We start from the raw sequence: 15,241 nt of genomic DNA, 5'->3' as shown, positions 1-15,241 counted from the left end.
TAATTATGCGTGAACTAAATCTTTATTATAAAATGCCCCTTTATTTTCGGTCATTTCCATCGATTGAATGATGATGAGGTGGGCAACGGTAGTCAGGTTTCTAAGCTCTGACAATTGTGGTGACAAAATAGAGTAGCGGTAGATTTCATCTACGGCTGCCGCGATTTCTGCATGTTTCTGTAAAGCCATTTTTAAACGTCTGTTGCTTCTTACAATCCCCACGAGATCACTCATCATCTCCTGCAGCTGTTTTCTGAGATAAGAAACGATCACCATTTCATCAATGATCTTCATGCCTTCTTCATTCCATTCCGGAACGGCTTTAAGATCGTCAAAATCGAAATTATTTTCTTTTAACAGTTCCACGGTTTTTATGGCTGCATTGTGCCCGAAAACCAAGCCTTCCAGCAAAGAATTGGAAGCCAGCCGGTTAGCTCCATGTAAGCCGGAATTGGTACATTCTCCTACGGCAAACAAATTATTGATAGACGATTGCCCGTCTTTATCCACTTCAATCCCGCCCATCAGATAATGACATGCAGGAACCACGGGAATGAGCTGTGTAAAAGGGTCAATTCCTTCATTCGTACATTTTTTATAAATATTAGGGAAATGTTCGAGAAATTTCTCATGATCCATTTTGCGGCAATCTAAACCGACAAATTCATCACCGGTGATTTTCATTTCTGCATCAATAGCTCTTGCGACAATATCTCTGGAGGCTAATTCTTCCCGCTCGTCGTATTTCTGCATGAATTTTTCCCCCTTTTTGGTTCTCAATTTAGCGCCGTCACCACGCACCGCCTCGGAAATCAGAAACAGCATTCCGTCGAGTTTGCTGTATAACGCAGTCGGATGGAACTGATAATACTGCATATTGGTTACTTTGCCTTTTGCACGGGCTACGAAAGCAATTCCGTCTCCTGTAGCAATAGTAGGATTGGTGGTGTTTTTATACACGTGTCCTGCACCTCCTGTTGCAGCCAAAGTAATTTTTGAAGTAATTTTTTTTATGGTTTTTGATTTTTCATCCAAAATATAGGCACCATAGCAATTGATCTCACCTTCATTCAGCTCTTTTCCTGGAACGTGGTGCTGCGTAATGATGTCTATTACATAATGATGATCAAGAATCTCTATATTCGGGCTGTTTTTTGCGGTCTCCAATAGAGCTCGTTCAATCTCAAAACCGGTAATGTCTTTGTGGTGTACAATTCTGTTTTCGGTATGGCCGCCTTCACGACCCAAAGCAAATTCGCCGTTTTTCTTGTCAAAATTGGCTCCCCATTCTACAATTTCATTAAACCTTACCGGTGCTTCCCTTACGACCATTTCTACCACATCGCGCTTATTTTCGCCGTCTCCGGCGCGCATTGTATCTTCTATATGCTTGTCAAAATTATCATTTTTAGAATCTGTGACCACTGCCAAACCGCCTTGAGCATATTTGGTATTGCTCTCATCTTCATCAGATTTTGTGACAATGATTATTTTGGCATCGGGGAACTGTTCGGAAACTTTAATGGCATAAGAAAGTCCGGAAATTCCGGAACCGATCACTAATACATCCGCTTTTATCATATTTTTTCTTTAAGACAGACTGTCTGCATGGTTACATAAATTTAAACAATTTTTCATTTGGTTTCCTTACTTTTTTCATATGCTGAAAGGCATCTTCTTGAGAACGGTAACCTAAAGCCAGTGTAACCGTTACTTTTTCTTTGGTAGGATCAATTTCTAAAATTTCTTCAATCAGATCTTGCCGGAAACCTTCCATAGGACAGGTGTCTACATTTTCTATGGCTGCTGCAAACATCAGATTGGCCAAAACAATGTAGGACTGCTTTTCTGCCCAATTAAAAATTTCATCCTGTGTTTTTTGTGTAATGTGCTGACTGATGCTTTTTTTAAAAGGATCCAGGTTTTCCACCGGGATATCTCTGACTTCTGAAATGTGGCTGAAGTATCCTAGAATATAATTTTCTTCTATATCTTTTTTAGAAATGATAGCGATAAGATGGGAGCATGTAGAAATTTGTGACGGATTGTAAAAAGCAGGGATCAGTTTTTCTTTCATCTCTTTGCTTTGTATCACCAGAATTTTATAAGGCTGTAAACCCAGAGAACTTGCCGCCAGTTTTCCGGACTCAAGGATGTTGAGAAGGGTATCCTGCGGAATGATCATTTCGGGGTTGAATTTTTTTACAGAATATCTTCTGCTTAAAGCTTCCAAATAATTCATAAAGACAAATTTAAGAATTGAATGCGAATAATGCCGATTTTATGCTGAAATATGCATTTTTAAATTTTTAAACGTAAAAAAACCGCTTCTTTAAAAGAAACGGTTTTCGTAATCAATTGTTATATTGATAGAATTACTCTCTGTTTTTCACCATGATCCATCCGGAGAATTTTACGGGGGTCCTGTTCTTGTTGTTTTCACTCCAGGTTACGGCGTACCAGTAGCTTCCGGTAGGCACTTTTCTTCCGTTGGCCGTTCCGTCCCATTTGTAGTGGTTTGCTTTCGTTCCTTCATAAATTTTAGCACCATACCGGTCGAAAATGGTAAACGAAAGATCAATTTTATCCATTAAGGCAGAATAGTCGATCACATCATTCAGTCCGTCACCATTTGGCGTAATTACATTGATGAGGTTAGGTACCGTGACAGTTACTTCAATAGGCTCACAGTTATAAGCATCTTTAATATAAACTTGATGGGTTCCCCGTACAATATTTGAAAATACATTTGATTCCTGCCAGTTAACATTATCCATAGAATATTGATAAGCGGGAGTTCCTCCGTTTGCGGTTACGGCAATGCTGTTATTTTCAATATAGATGTTTGTGATTACCGGTTGTTCTGAAGGATAAACTTTTACAGATTGTTTTGTAATACAGTCACCTGTTTTCAGTTTTACCCAATAGGTTCCTACTCCCACATTGGAAATAGATGATGTCGTTGCTCCGGTGCTCCATTCATAAGAAGCAAATCCGGTACCTGCGTCTAAAGTCGTTCTGTCTTCCATACAGATTGTTTTGTCTTTTAAAACAGTAGAATATACAGGCGCAAAAACGATTAATGTTACTTTTGCAACTGCATAACATCCGTTCCCGTCAGTCACTTTTACATATACAACGCCATTGGGAGCAATATAGGCAGAAGGTGTGGTAATCTCGTTGGTAGCGTTTACGGCATCTGTCAGTGACGGATAGTATTTTTTTGTTGTTCCTAATTGTGATGTAACCGTGGCAACAGTTAGATTAAATGATCCTGTCGAAGGATTCGCCTCTATAAAACAGGTTCTCAGAATAGCATCATTCACTACCACAACAGGATAAATATTCAGTGTAATCTGTGCATTATCTACACAGCCTTGCGGAGTGGTCACTTTTACAAACACGGTTGTTCCTGCTGCTGCAGGATAATTTGTAAAATTGGTAATCTGATTGGTTCCCGCATTTAAATCCGCCAGAGAAGGATAATATTCTTTTGTAACTCCCGGTACAGAGGTTACAGCGGCATTATTTAAATTAAAATATCCCACCCCTGCATTATTGTTGTTGCAAGCGGTCAAACTGGCGTCATCCGCAGAAAAAGGAGTAGGGTTCAAGATAATTCTCGCGTCACCATTATCACATAAAGTTGAAGATGGATCTTTAATTACCACGGTAATAGTTGTATTTCCGGTATACTGGAAGTTGCTAGGATTGGCAATAGGCGTTGAATTTCCCAATACATAATACGTGATAATATAATTGCTTGGAATATTTACAAACTGCGAAGCATACGAAGTTAAATTTACAAAACCATTACCGGTAGAAGGATTGACACATACAAATGGCGTGACTGTATTTTGTAGAATAGGAACCTTATCGATAAAGATTTTAGCGTTTTTGATAGAATGTCTTGCACTTGCGGCTCCTGTTCCTGCCGAAAAACCGAAATAGCCCTGCGTCATCCCGATGGCACCTCCGGAAGGCGCAAAAGATTGGTCTACAATCTGTACGCCGTCAATTCTGATTTTAATGATCCAGTTGGTAGGATTGGTAGGATCTGTCTCACCATTTACTTCAACATGCTTATAGGTACCGCCTACAAATGGTTGTGTAGAATTCAGGTCTGCAGAATGAAAAGTGCTTCCAGCCGTCATATTGTACTCTACATTGGGATTTGTTGCAGGAACGCTGTTGGTGCCGTATAAAACATGTACTTTGCTCATCTGTCCTTCAGTCGTATTATTGAAAATATCAAAAGCAACCATCAATCCGTTGGCATTGGCCGGAATTCCCAATCCGCCTCCTGTGGTGAATGCGGTGGGTGGATTTGAGAGATACCAAAACGTCAAGCCATCACCTCTTCCATAGGTAGGAGTTCCGTTTCCGTCTATTCTGAAATCAAATTCCACTTTCCACTTATCGCAGAATTTAAGATTAATTGGGTTTGAAAGTTTAATGGCACCAAACTGTGAAGTCTGATCCGGAGTGATCTGTACAAAATCACCGTTTACAATGGTGGAGGGTACGATATCCCATCCCGCAGTGACAACAGGATTTCCTGTAAGCTGATACGTTTGCGCAGAAGTATTCTGAGAAAAAAACGATAAAATAATTAAAAAGCAAAACAGTAGTATTCTTTTCATTTTAATAAAGTTGTTTAATTTGAGTTTTCAATGGCGTTTAAATAATTTTCAATAAATAGATTATTAAAGGATAAATTTCATTAAATAGTATTGATTAATTTTTTTTACAATAAAAATCACTCCGTAAAAGGAGTGATTTCAGTTTTATTCTCTGTTTTTTACAAGTACCCAGCCGTTGTAGTTTGTTTGGGTGTTGTTTTTGTCATTTTCTGTCCAGGAGATTGTATACCAATAGGTTCCTGTCGGTATTTTTTTTCCGCCTGAAGTTCCGTCCCATTTGAAATTTCTGATCTTATCGGCTTCATATTTTTTATTGCCATACCGGTCATATACAATAAAAACCAAATCTTTTTTATACGCTAAAGCCGTATAATCTATACCGTCGTTGATATTATCTCCGTTCGGAGTGATTACATTTAAAAGATTCGGAACGGTGATCTGAATTTCAATCGGTTCACAGTCATAAAAATCTTTAAGGAAAATTTTATTTTCACCTCTCGGAAGACCTGTGAAAATATTCGAGGTTTGCCATGTTGTACCGTTTAAAGAGTATTGGTAAGGCGCTGTTCCTCCGGAAGCATTCACGGTAATCGTGTTATTCGTAATGTCAATACTCGATATCACCGGGCTTGTAGAAGCACTTACTTTTACAACCTGTGTAGTAATACAGGTTCCTGTTTTTAGCTGTACCCAATATAATCCTACAGGAACGCCCTGTATAGATGATGTTGTTGCTCCGGTGCTCCACAAATATCCGTCAAAACCGGGTCCTGCGTCTAAAGTTGTGCGGTCGTCTATACAGATGATTTTATCTTTTAATATTGAAGATTTTACAGGCGGTAAAACTTTAAGCGTAATTTTTGTAATCACAAAACAGGAATTGGTTCCTGTAACCCTTACAAAAACATCTGTGCTTCCGGAAATATAAATGGATGGATTCACAATTTCATTAGTGCCATTCATAGCGTCCGTCATTGTAGGGTAATATTTTTTGGATGTTCCAGGCTGAGCAGTAACATTTGCTGTTGTTAGGTTAAATGCTGCCGTTGAAGGATTGGCTTCTATAAAACAAGATTGCATCGTTGCCGGTGTTACGACGGGCAAAGGCAGAAAACTGAGTGTGATCTGTGCAGTTCCTGTACATCCTTGAGGCGTGGTAACTTTTACAAAAACGGTTCCGGGTGCAGAATTGTAAGCAGCAGGATTGGTGATCTCGTTGGTATTGGCATTAAGATCAGCCAGGGTCTTGTAATATTTTTTGGTAACTCCCGGAACAAGGGTTACGTTGGCTGAAGTTAGATCAAAAGTTGCCGCCGGAGAATTGTTATTGTTGCACGCAGAAACTGTCGCATTATTTGCACTGAAACCAGATAAAGAAAGTATGATTTTGCCATCCGGATTGTCACACAATATTGCGGCATTATCTTTCACAACCACGGTAATCGTTGTATTGGCACTAAACTGATAATTAGTAGGGTTTGCAATGGGAGTAGAATTTCCCAAAACATAATACGTAAAAGTATAATTAGCAGGATTGTTGACAAATTGTGTATTGAATGAAGTAAGATTTACAGTTCCGGAGCCTGTCGTCGGATTAGGACAGAAAGACTGGCTGATAGAAGTTTGCAGTAACGAAACTTTATCAGTATACACTTTCACATTTTTTATAGAATGTCTTGCGCTCGCAGCACCGGTGGATGCTGAAAAACCAAAATATCCCTGTGTCATTCCTACTGCAGCTCCAGATGGTGCAAAAGACTGATCAACAACCAATACATTATCAATTTTTATTTTAATAATCCAGTTATTGAGATTAGCGGGATTTACTTCACCATTTACTTCTACATGCTTGTAAGTTGCTCCTACAAACGGCTGGGTTGCAATAAGATCCGGTGTGTGATAGGTGCTTCCTGCTGTAGTATTGTATTCTATATTAGAACCAGCAGTATTGTTGGTCCCATATAATACATGAACCTTGCTCATCTGTCCTTCTGTGGTATTGTTAAAGATATCAAAGCCTACCATCAACCCTGTTGCATTGGCAGGAATTCCCAGACCTCCACCTTGTGTATAGGAAGCCGGTGGATTTGCAAGATACCAGAATGCAAAACCGTCACCTCTTCCGTAACCGGTGGTCCCGTTTCCGTCTATTCTGAAATCAAATTCTACCCTCCATTTATCACAGAATTTAAGATTGATGGGAGCATTAAGTTTAATACCGCCAACTAATGAAGTCTGATCCGCGGTAAGCTGCACAAAATCACCATTCACCACCGCAGAAGGAACAACGTCCCAACCTGTGGTGTTAACAGGATTGCCGATAAGCTGATACGTTTGAGATTGGAACTTTCCGGATAAACAGAATACAATAAAGGTAAAATAAAACAGTAATTTTCTATTCATGTATTACGTGGTATTAATTAGACCCGTAAATGTATAAAATTTTTAGATTAAAATATGTATTTACTGTTAAATTTTGAATTATTAATATGCATTTTGCAAAGGAAGTCGGATATATTAAATAAATAATTAAAGAATTTTATGTAAGTTTGAATTAGTCTAAAACAACAGAACCAATTCAATTAAAACAAAGAATTATTTTCTATCTGCTCAAAATAAGAATCTATTTCCAGATTTTCAGAACTGGCAGCCGCTACGGCAAGCTTGTCGCACAATTCGTTTTCAAAATGTCCTGCATGGCCTTTGATCCAGTGCAGTGTAGGATGATGTTGCTGATAAAGAGGAATAAACTTTTTCCAGAGATCCGGGTTTTTCACATTTTTCCAGCCTCTCTTTATCCATCCCGCAATCCAGTTTTGATTGATGGCATCAGAAACATATTTGCTGTCGGTAAAAATATGAATATCGTTTTCCGTAGATTTTAGTTTTTCGAGTGCTGTAATTACTGCCAGAAGCTCCATTCGGTTATTGGTCGTTTTCCGGAAACCTTTGGAAAATGTTTTCTGATAATTCTTTTCAGGAACTTTCATGAGAATCCCATAACCGCCTTTTCCGGGATTTCCGCTGCATGCGCCGTCTGTGTAGATTTCAATTCTCAATTTAATTAGGATAATTTAATAATAGTATTGAATTAAAAAGGAAAATCATCCTCATCATCCAGATCATTCATAGAAGATCCTGAAACTTTGGAATTATCCGGCAGATCAAAAGCGGCTCCCGGCTGAATCGTCGTTTTTATTTTTTCAAAACCACTGGGCTCATTGGAGTGTCCGTTTCCTGAAGGATATCCGTATCCGCTGTTTCCGAAAAGATCCAGATCGCTGAATTTTGCAATATTTTTCAAAAAAGAAAGTCGTACATCAGCAGTCGCTCCGTTTCTGTGCTTTGCAATGATTAATTCTGCCTGATTCTCTGTTGAAGATTCCTGGCCTTCCTCATCATTATCCCAAACTGCAATCTTATAATATTCTGGCCTGAAAATGAAAGATACAATATCGGCATCCTGCTCAATCGCTCCGGATTCCCGAAGGTCAGAAAGCTGAGGCCTTTTGCCGGGGCGGGTTTCCACACTTCTGGAAAGCTGTGAAAGGGCAATTACAGGAACATTCAGTTCTTTGGCAATGGCTTTTAACGAACGGGAAATCATGGCAATTTCCTGCTCACGGTTTCCGACACCTTTTCCGCCGCTGCTTGCAGTCATCAGCTGAAGGTAATCTACCATGATGATTTTCACACCATGCTGCATAACAAGTCTACGGCATTTTGCACGGAAATCAAATATAGAAAGGGAAGGGGTTTCATCAATAAAAAGCGGTGCATTTTCTAATTCTGAAACGTTGGAGAACAGTCTTTGCCATTCTTCATCACTCATCTGTCCTTTTCTTAATTTTTCAGATGAAATTCCGGTTTCGGATGCGATCATTCTGGTGATTAACTGTACAGATGCCATTTCCAAAGAAAACAAAGCCATCGGAATTTTGTGTCCCACAGCAATATTTCTTGCCATGGAAAGCAGGAACGCGGTTTTACCCATCGCGGGACGTGCTGCAATAATAATTAAATCTGAATTTTGCCAACCCCCGGTTTCTTTATCAATGGCGGTAAACCCGGAAGGAACTCCTGAAATCCCTTCTTTGTCTTTTAAAGATTTGATGGTATCTATGGCTTGTTTTACCAATGAATTGGCAGTGTCAAACCCTTTTTTGATGGTTCCGTTGGTGATTTCAAAAAATGACTGTTCAGCTTTATCTAAAAGTTCAAAAACATCTGTCGATTCTTTATACGAAGTATCAATAACATTGGCTGAAACATTAATAAGGCTTCTTAAAATATATTTTTCTAGGATCACACGCACGTGGTATTCAATGTGGGCAGAAGAACTCACCCCCATTGTCAGTTCTATGATGTAATGGTCACCACCGGCAGCATTCAGCTGTTCGGTTTTCTTTAATTCCTGGATTACGGTCATTAAATCAACCGGGTGGTTTCCTTCATACAATTTTAAAATGGCAGCAAATAACACTGAGTGTCGCGGATCATAAAAAACTTCGGGTGTAATCAGGTCAATCGATTCATCCAGCCCTTTTTTATCAATTAAAAAAGTACCGATAACCAGCCGTTCAAAATCTACTGCATTGGGAGGCATTTTTCCGTCTGCAATCGATAACTCACGGGCAAAATTTCCTTGTGTAAGAGATGATAATGTTTCTTTCTGCGCCATTTTGCAAAGATAGCTTATTTAAAAAATAATGTGAAAATACTAATCAACATTTTATAATCAAAAACTTTGCTTACGGCATCAGTAAAGGGTTTCATTTGTTAATAAAAAAATCACCTCAGTTTTGAGGTGATTTTCACAATTATATAAAATTTTAGGTAACTATATACAAATGTACACTAAATAGATTTGTTCTTGTGTAATTAACTTCTTATATTTGCATTACAATTAAGTAGTTGTAATGATTAATACAAGTTTCAAATCTATTTTAGATCTTATAAAAGCCTTTCCAGACGAGCAGTCATGTATTGATCATTTAGAAAAGTTAAGATGGAATGGTGATGTAATTTCACCTTTCGATCCGACTTCAAAAGTCTATAAGTGTAAAGATAATAAATATCGCTGTAAGAACACCGGCAAATACTTCAACGTTAAAACCAATACCATTTTTGACAACACTAAATTAGGGTTGCAGAAATGGTTTTTGGCAATTTATATAGTTACCTCTCATAAGAAAGGAATTTCTTCTCTGCAGCTAAGCCGTGATTTAGATATTACTCAAAAGTCAGCTTGGTTCATGCTACAGAGAATTAGAAAATGTTTTGGCATTGAGAATAATAATGAACTTGAGGGAACGGTAGAATGTGATGAAACTTTTATTGGAGGGAAGAATAAAAATAGACATACAGATAAAAAAGTAAAAAATTCGCAGGGGCGAAGCTTTAAGGATAAAACTCCAGTTGCCGGAATCTTACAAAGGGGAGAAAGTGAAATCATACAACGACCACACCGAGTTATTCCAAACAAAATGGTAAGAGAAAAAGTTGTACACGTTATAAGTAGGATCAACGCTTTTGTAGTTCCGGATACTAAACAAAAAAGTATTCAACCATTGATCTGTAAATATGTAAATCCAGAAACTACAAGACTTATTAGTGATGAATGGCTTGGTTACACAGGATTAAACAAATATTACGATCATAAGATAATTGACCATTCCAAAAAAGAATATGTAAGTCTGCAGGACAGTACTGTTCATACAAACAACATAGAAGGGAGCTGGAATATTTTAAAGAAGAGTATTTCCGGAATGTATAACCATGTTTCCAGAAAGCATCTTCAAAAATATGTAGATGAATTTGTATTTAGATTCAATACAAGAAAACATACAGCCGAAAACAGATTTAATTTGTTACTTTTAAATCTACAAACTAAATTAACTTATAAAACACTTATAAATGGATAGTCAAGAAAATTATTCAAATTTCATATTCTACCAATCTGATAACGGAAATACAAATATACAAGTTATTGTAGATAATAAAACTGAAACGATTTGGGTTACTCAAAAATCTATGTCCGAAATATTTAATGTAGATAGATCAGTAATAACAAAACATTTGCAAAACATTTACGCAGAAGGTGAACTTGATTTAGAATCAACAAGTGCAAAAATTGCACAAGTTCAAAATGAAGGTGGTCGAGAGGTGAAAAGAAAAATAGATTTTTATAACCTTGATGTGATTATATCTGTCGGATACAGAGTTAATTCATATAAAGCTACACAATTCAGAAAGTGGGCAACCTCTGTACTAAAAGATTATATGATTAAAGGTTTTGCTTTGGATGATGAAAGACTAAAGCAGGGAAACAAAATGTTTGGAAAAGATTATTTTTCAGAATTACTTGAAAGGATTAGAGAAATCCGATCAAGTGAAAGACTATTTTATCAAAAAATCACAGACATATATGCTACAGCTATAGACTATGATGCTCATTCACCAATAACCCAAGAATTTTATGCAACAGTTCAAAATAAACTACATTGGGCTATTCATAATCATACGGCAGCTGAATTAGTAAAGCTTAGAGCAAATGCAAATAAAGAGAATATGGGTTTAACCTCTTGGAAAAATGAGAAAAAAGGAGGTAAAATTCTAAAAACAGATGTCCATATTGCAAAGAATTATTTGACAGAAGATGAAATAAGAGAGCTAAATATGTTAATTACTATGTACTTAGATTTTGCTGACAGTATGGCTAGAAGAAATAAAGCTTTAAGAATGGTAGATTGGATAAAAAGGCTTGATTCTTTTTTAGAATTTAACGAGTATAACATACTTAAAGATTCAGGCAAAGTATCGGCTTCTATTGCTAAAAAAACGGCCGAAAGTGAATACGAAAAATTTAGAGTAATTCAGGATATAGAATATAAATCCGATTTTGACAAAGTAGTTGATGAGATTAAAACAACCGGAAAAGTTCCTTCAAAATCTCATTTTAGTATTAGTGGGTTTCTAAAGCAGGCTGAACAAGAAAATGAATTATCTGACTTTGATAAAAAATTAAAAAAAGGATTAGGATTTGATCCTAATGCAGAATAATAAAACTTTTGCAAGTCTGAAACTTTAATTAGATTTGCAATTCAAACTTTAACGAACAAAGCGTTAGCTGTTTATACTACCTCGTGGAATCTGGTAAATTCAAAAATAGGTGTATATAAATTAGCGAATGCTCATGCCATAGGGCGTGGGCTTCCTATTTATTTACCTATTGGCTTACCAGAGCCTCACGAGAAATAAAATACGGTTAAGTTCCACGCTTTCGCATTTTATAACCTTTCATTTTGGGACTGAGTGAGAAAACAAACTTATAACAAATGAAAAACTACTTATTAATTTCTATTACAATTCTTGCTGCATTAACGACTGGATTTCTATTCGGCAGATATACTTCTGATTCTGGAAGGTATATTTTCAAATATAATGGTGTCGAATCATCATTATTCGATACGAAAAACGGAGACGTTTATTTATATCAGGGTGAAGAAATGGTTGTTATAAACTATAAAAACATTCATAATGAAATCAAAAAGAAATAAAATGAAATCATTTCTATTGCTACTATTGATTGCTTTATTAACATCTTGCGACTATGCAAAACAGCAAAAAGAATTAACTGAATTAAAGTTACAGAATATTGATCTTAAAAATAAGGTAAAAGGATATGAATTAGATTCTTTGTTCAAAAGTGAGAATGAAATTAAAGATCCGTATAGATTGAGAGCAATTAGGATTATTGATAGTTTGAAATTAAATGATCCAAAGACGTTAGAACAAATTGAAAAGCAAATTGAAATTACTACATCTACAATTGAGTACTAATATCTTTAATGATAATGATATGGTTTTAATTTGATAAATTTGGAAAAAACCATTAATGCAATTAAAAAATCCACAAATTAAATATTCTGATACCAATCCATTTGAAGGTTGTCTTTTAAATAGAGAAGTATATGCTATTAACTTAACAAAAATTATCAAGACTTATAATAGAGGAATGGTTATAGCCATAGATAATCGATGGGGAACAGGTAAAACGACTTTTATTGAAATGTGGAGAAGACTTTTACATTTAAATGAATACGGTTATAAAACTGTCTACTTTAATGCTTGGGAAAATGACTTTGAAGATGAACCTTTGACGGCACTGTTAGGAGAGTTAACAACTCTTCAAGCTAAATCTTCCACAACATTTAAAGGTGTAATTCAAGCTGCTTCAAATTTTGCTACTGATGTTATTCCTGTTATTGGAAAAAGCATCGCAACAAAATATCTTACAGTTGAAGGAGTTGATATGATTGAAGGAACATTAAAAGGCTCGATGAACTTAATGAATAAGCTTGTTGATAATTATACAGAAAAGAAACAGTCACTTAAAGATTTTAGAAATGAATTAGAAATTTCAATTTCTAGTTTATCACCTGAAAAGCCAGTCATATTTTTTGTAGACGAATTAGATAGATGTAGACCGAATTATGCAGTTTCTATTCTCGAAAAAATTAAACATTTTTTCAATGTCAACAATATTATTTTCATATTAGCTATTGATAAAAAGCAATTAGGATATGCCATAAACGGAGTTTATAATTCAGATAATATTGATGTTGGTAATTACCTGAAAAAATTCTTTGACATTGAATACACTTTGCCTACACCATTAAATTCAGATTACATAAAATACCTTTTCAATCATTATCAAATAGATTTGTATTTCTCAGAAATTCCATTAAATGATCAGTACGAATTTGAAAATTTTAAAGATTTTTTCAGCAAGGCTTTCGATAAAGAATCTTTACGTGATTTAGAAAAGATTTGTGCTGCAACAGCTTTATCATTATTATTATTTAAAGATAAAAAAGTTTATACTATTCTAATTGCTTTTTTAATTTATCTAAAATTTACTGAGAGCGAAATTTATATAAAAATACAAAGGAAAGATATACCAATAAATGAGCTAACAAATATTTTTAGAAACATTGCTGAAAAATTAATACTCAGAGGTCTCAATTCTCACATTTTACATATTGAAGGTTATTTTTATTTGTCTTACAGCAACTATTTGGATGAGTCATTATTTAATTCCTGGATATATAACAGAAATCAAGCAATCAATAATAGAGATGATTTATTTGTATTTTATAACGAACAATTTCGAAATGGACTAAGTAAGCGAATGAATTTAAACATTTTTTTGGAAAGAATTGAAATAAGTTCAGCAGTACATATTAACTAGGAAATTAATGTAAAATAAATTTTGTAGATTTATCCTTGATAAACAGTATATATTATATATATAAAGATTAATTTTGCAGACTCGAAAATTGGATGTAGATTTAATATATTATATAACACGACAACTTTTGACGTTTAGAAGAATTACTTTTAAAAAAAATAATATGGAAAAATTAGAAGCAGAAAGAATAAGGATACATAAGCAAGAAGAAGCAGAGCAGTTGTATAAAAAATTAGGTATTGAAAAAATGCCAAAAAATGATTTTTTATATGGAATTAATAAATATGATTTTAAGAAAAGTGAAATTACTAAAACTAAATTTCATTGGACAAGACTATCTACAAATTCTAATGTAACTAATACAATTGATTAATGCCTACTTGGAATGAGATAGTTGAAGAGATAAATAATCAGCCAAACCCTTTCGATTTAATTCGGAGGAAATATGTAAAACAATTAGCTGATAAAACTGGTAGAAATGTACTGACATATTATTCCGGATGGTTACAAAAAGGTCACTTATCGTCACATGGATTTCGATTTGATATTACAGATTCAGATAAAATGGGATTCATGTCTACGATTAATGGATTAGATAAATCAAAAGGTTTAGACTTAGTTCTTCATACTCCAGGAGGATCAATTGGAGCCACAGAATCAATTGTTAATTATCTAAAATCAATTTTCGGAAATGATATTAGAGCTATAATACCACAAACAGCAATGTCTGCAGGAACTATGATTGCGTGTTCTTGCAAGGAAATTTTAATGGGGAAACATTCAAACTTAGGACCAATAGATCCCCAAATAGGAGGCTTACCTACACATGGCGTAATTGAAGAGTTTGAGAAAGCGAAGAAAGAAATTGATGCGAATCCAGCAACAATACCAGTGTGGCATACAATTTTATCTAAATATAACCCGACTTTAATTGGAGAGTGCGAAAAAGCAATCAAATGGTCGGAAGATATGGTTAAAAATTGGCTGAGAGATAATATGTTTCATGGAGAAACTGATGGAGAAACCAAGGCAGATGCAGTTATTAAGGAATTAGGAAGCCATGCTCTTACATTATCACATGATAGGCATCTTCCTCCTGAAATTCTTAAAGGATTGGGTTTGAAGATTATTGATTTAGAATCTAATCAAGATTTACAAGATAAAGTTTTAAGTGTACACCACGCCTCAATTATAACATTAACTCAAACAGCAGTTTATAAAATAATTGAAAATCAAGAAGGTAAAGCATATATTCAATCAATTGAATAACAAAAAGAGGATTAAATCAATTAATCCTCTTTTCTATTTTTTACCTTTGTGTAAACAGGTATATACTTACCAAATT

General features: G+C 35.3%; 13 protein-coding genes. 7 read left to right on the top strand and 6 right to left on the bottom strand.

The annotated features are described in order from the left end of the window. Window positions 1–3: 3 nt before the first annotated feature. The 6 genes from nadB to dnaB form a co-directional block, all read right to left on the bottom strand. A complete protein-coding gene (gene nadB / locus N0B16_RS07615; protein WP_262990199.1) occupies window positions 4–1,581 on the bottom strand; it encodes an L-aspartate oxidase in 1,578 nt (525 codons plus the stop codon). Between the two features lie 31 nt (window positions 1,582–1,612). Further along, complete coding sequence (locus N0B16_RS07610) at window positions 1,613–2,242, bottom strand: NAD(P)H-dependent oxidoreductase (protein WP_262990198.1); 630 nt, start codon at window positions 2,240–2,242, stop codon at window positions 1,613–1,615. A gap of 133 nt (window positions 2,243–2,375) precedes the next feature. Then, a complete protein-coding gene (locus tag N0B16_RS07605) occupies window positions 2,376–4,643 on the bottom strand; it encodes an FIDD domain-containing protein (protein ID WP_262990197.1) in 2,268 nt (755 codons plus the stop codon). Between the two features lie 144 nt (window positions 4,644–4,787). Further along, the gene (locus N0B16_RS07600) at window positions 4,788–7,046 is read right to left on the bottom strand and encodes an FIDD domain-containing protein (RefSeq protein WP_262990195.1); all 2,259 of its coding nucleotides are present in this window, start codon (window positions 7,044–7,046) and stop codon (window positions 4,788–4,790) included. A 179-nt stretch (window positions 7,047–7,225) separates the two neighbouring features. Continuing rightward, window positions 7,226–7,702 carry a ribonuclease HI gene (rnhA, locus tag N0B16_RS07595; RefSeq protein WP_262990194.1) on the bottom strand — a complete coding sequence of 159 codons (477 nt, stop codon included), beginning with the start codon at window positions 7,700–7,702 and terminating at the stop codon, window positions 7,226–7,228. A 32-nt stretch (window positions 7,703–7,734) separates the two neighbouring features. Beyond that, complete coding sequence (gene dnaB / locus N0B16_RS07590; protein ID WP_262990192.1) at window positions 7,735–9,324, bottom strand: replicative DNA helicase; 1,590 nt, start codon at window positions 9,322–9,324, stop codon at window positions 7,735–7,737. Between the two features lie 238 nt (window positions 9,325–9,562). On the opposite strand from dnaB, the gene N0B16_RS07585 reads away from it, so the two are divergent. The 7 genes from N0B16_RS07585 (at window position 9,563) to N0B16_RS07555 (ending at window position 15,165) form a co-directional block, all read left to right on the top strand. Beyond that, complete coding sequence (locus N0B16_RS07585; protein WP_262990191.1) at window positions 9,563–10,567, top strand: IS1595 family transposase; 1,005 nt, start codon at window positions 9,563–9,565, stop codon at window positions 10,565–10,567. Further along, the gene (locus N0B16_RS07580; protein WP_262990190.1) at window positions 10,560–11,705 is read left to right on the top strand and encodes a virulence RhuM family protein; all 1,146 of its coding nucleotides are present in this window, start codon (window positions 10,560–10,562) and stop codon (window positions 11,703–11,705) included. The genes N0B16_RS07585 and N0B16_RS07580 overlap by 8 nt, the downstream gene beginning before the upstream one ends. Before the next feature lie 275 nt (window positions 11,706–11,980). Further along, a complete protein-coding gene (locus N0B16_RS07575; protein WP_262990189.1) occupies window positions 11,981–12,202 on the top strand; it encodes a hypothetical protein in 222 nt (73 codons plus the stop codon). Beyond that, entirely contained in the window at window positions 12,183–12,485 is a 303-nt protein-coding gene (locus tag N0B16_RS07570; RefSeq protein WP_262990188.1) for a hypothetical protein, read from the top strand. Before N0B16_RS07575 ends, N0B16_RS07570 begins: the two co-directional genes overlap by 20 nt. 55 nt (window positions 12,486–12,540) lie before the next feature. Next, window positions 12,541–13,896 carry a KAP family P-loop NTPase fold protein gene (locus N0B16_RS07565; RefSeq protein ID WP_262990187.1) on the top strand — a complete coding sequence of 452 codons (1,356 nt, stop codon included), beginning with the start codon at window positions 12,541–12,543 and terminating at the stop codon, window positions 13,894–13,896. A gap of 163 nt (window positions 13,897–14,059) precedes the next feature. Continuing rightward, on the top strand, window positions 14,060–14,269 hold the full coding sequence (locus N0B16_RS07560) for a hypothetical protein (protein WP_262990186.1): 210 nt from the start codon (window positions 14,060–14,062) through the stop codon (window positions 14,267–14,269). Continuing rightward, on the top strand, window positions 14,269–15,165 hold the full coding sequence (locus N0B16_RS07555) for an SDH family Clp fold serine proteinase (protein ID WP_262990184.1): 897 nt from the start codon (window positions 14,269–14,271) through the stop codon (window positions 15,163–15,165). Before N0B16_RS07560 ends, N0B16_RS07555 begins: the two co-directional genes overlap by 1 nt. The last annotated feature ends 76 nt before the right edge of the window (window positions 15,166–15,241 follow it).

The organism is Chryseobacterium gilvum, from assembly GCF_025628965.1.
Classification (GTDB): Bacteria; Bacteroidota; Bacteroidia; order Flavobacteriales; family Weeksellaceae; genus Chryseobacterium; species Chryseobacterium gilvum.
Note: the sequence above shows the minus strand (reverse complement) of the source record. Positions and strands in the feature narration are given on the sequence as shown.

Bases quoted from the DNA above. Each gene is read 5' to 3' on its own strand.
- nadB (WP_262990199.1), bottom strand. From the start codon at position 1,581: ATGATAAAAGCGGATGTATTAGTGATCGGTTCCGGAATTTCCGGACTT.
- N0B16_RS07610 (WP_262990198.1), bottom strand. From the start codon at position 2,242: ATGAATTATTTGGAAGCTTTAAGCAGAAGATATTCTGTAAAAAAATTC.
- N0B16_RS07605 (WP_262990197.1), bottom strand. From the start codon at position 4,643: ATGAAAAGAATACTACTGTTTTGCTTTTTAATTATTTTATCGTTTTTT.
- N0B16_RS07600 (WP_262990195.1), bottom strand. From the start codon at position 7,046: ATGAATAGAAAATTACTGTTTTATTTTACCTTTATTGTATTCTGTTTA.
- dnaB (WP_262990192.1), bottom strand. From the start codon at position 9,324: ATGGCGCAGAAAGAAACATTATCATCTCTTACACAAGGAAATTTTGCC.
- N0B16_RS07585 (WP_262990191.1), top strand. From the start codon at position 9,563: ATGATTAATACAAGTTTCAAATCTATTTTAGATCTTATAAAAGCCTTT.
- N0B16_RS07580 (WP_262990190.1), top strand. From the start codon at position 10,560: ATGGATAGTCAAGAAAATTATTCAAATTTCATATTCTACCAATCTGAT.
- N0B16_RS07575 (WP_262990189.1), top strand. From the start codon at position 11,981: ATGAAAAACTACTTATTAATTTCTATTACAATTCTTGCTGCATTAACG.
- N0B16_RS07570 (WP_262990188.1), top strand. From the start codon at position 12,183: ATGAAATCAAAAAGAAATAAAATGAAATCATTTCTATTGCTACTATTG.
- N0B16_RS07565 (WP_262990187.1), top strand. From the start codon at position 12,541: ATGCAATTAAAAAATCCACAAATTAAATATTCTGATACCAATCCATTT.
- N0B16_RS07560 (WP_262990186.1), top strand. From the start codon at position 14,060: ATGGAAAAATTAGAAGCAGAAAGAATAAGGATACATAAGCAAGAAGAA.
- N0B16_RS07555 (WP_262990184.1), top strand. From the start codon at position 14,269: ATGCCTACTTGGAATGAGATAGTTGAAGAGATAAATAATCAGCCAAAC.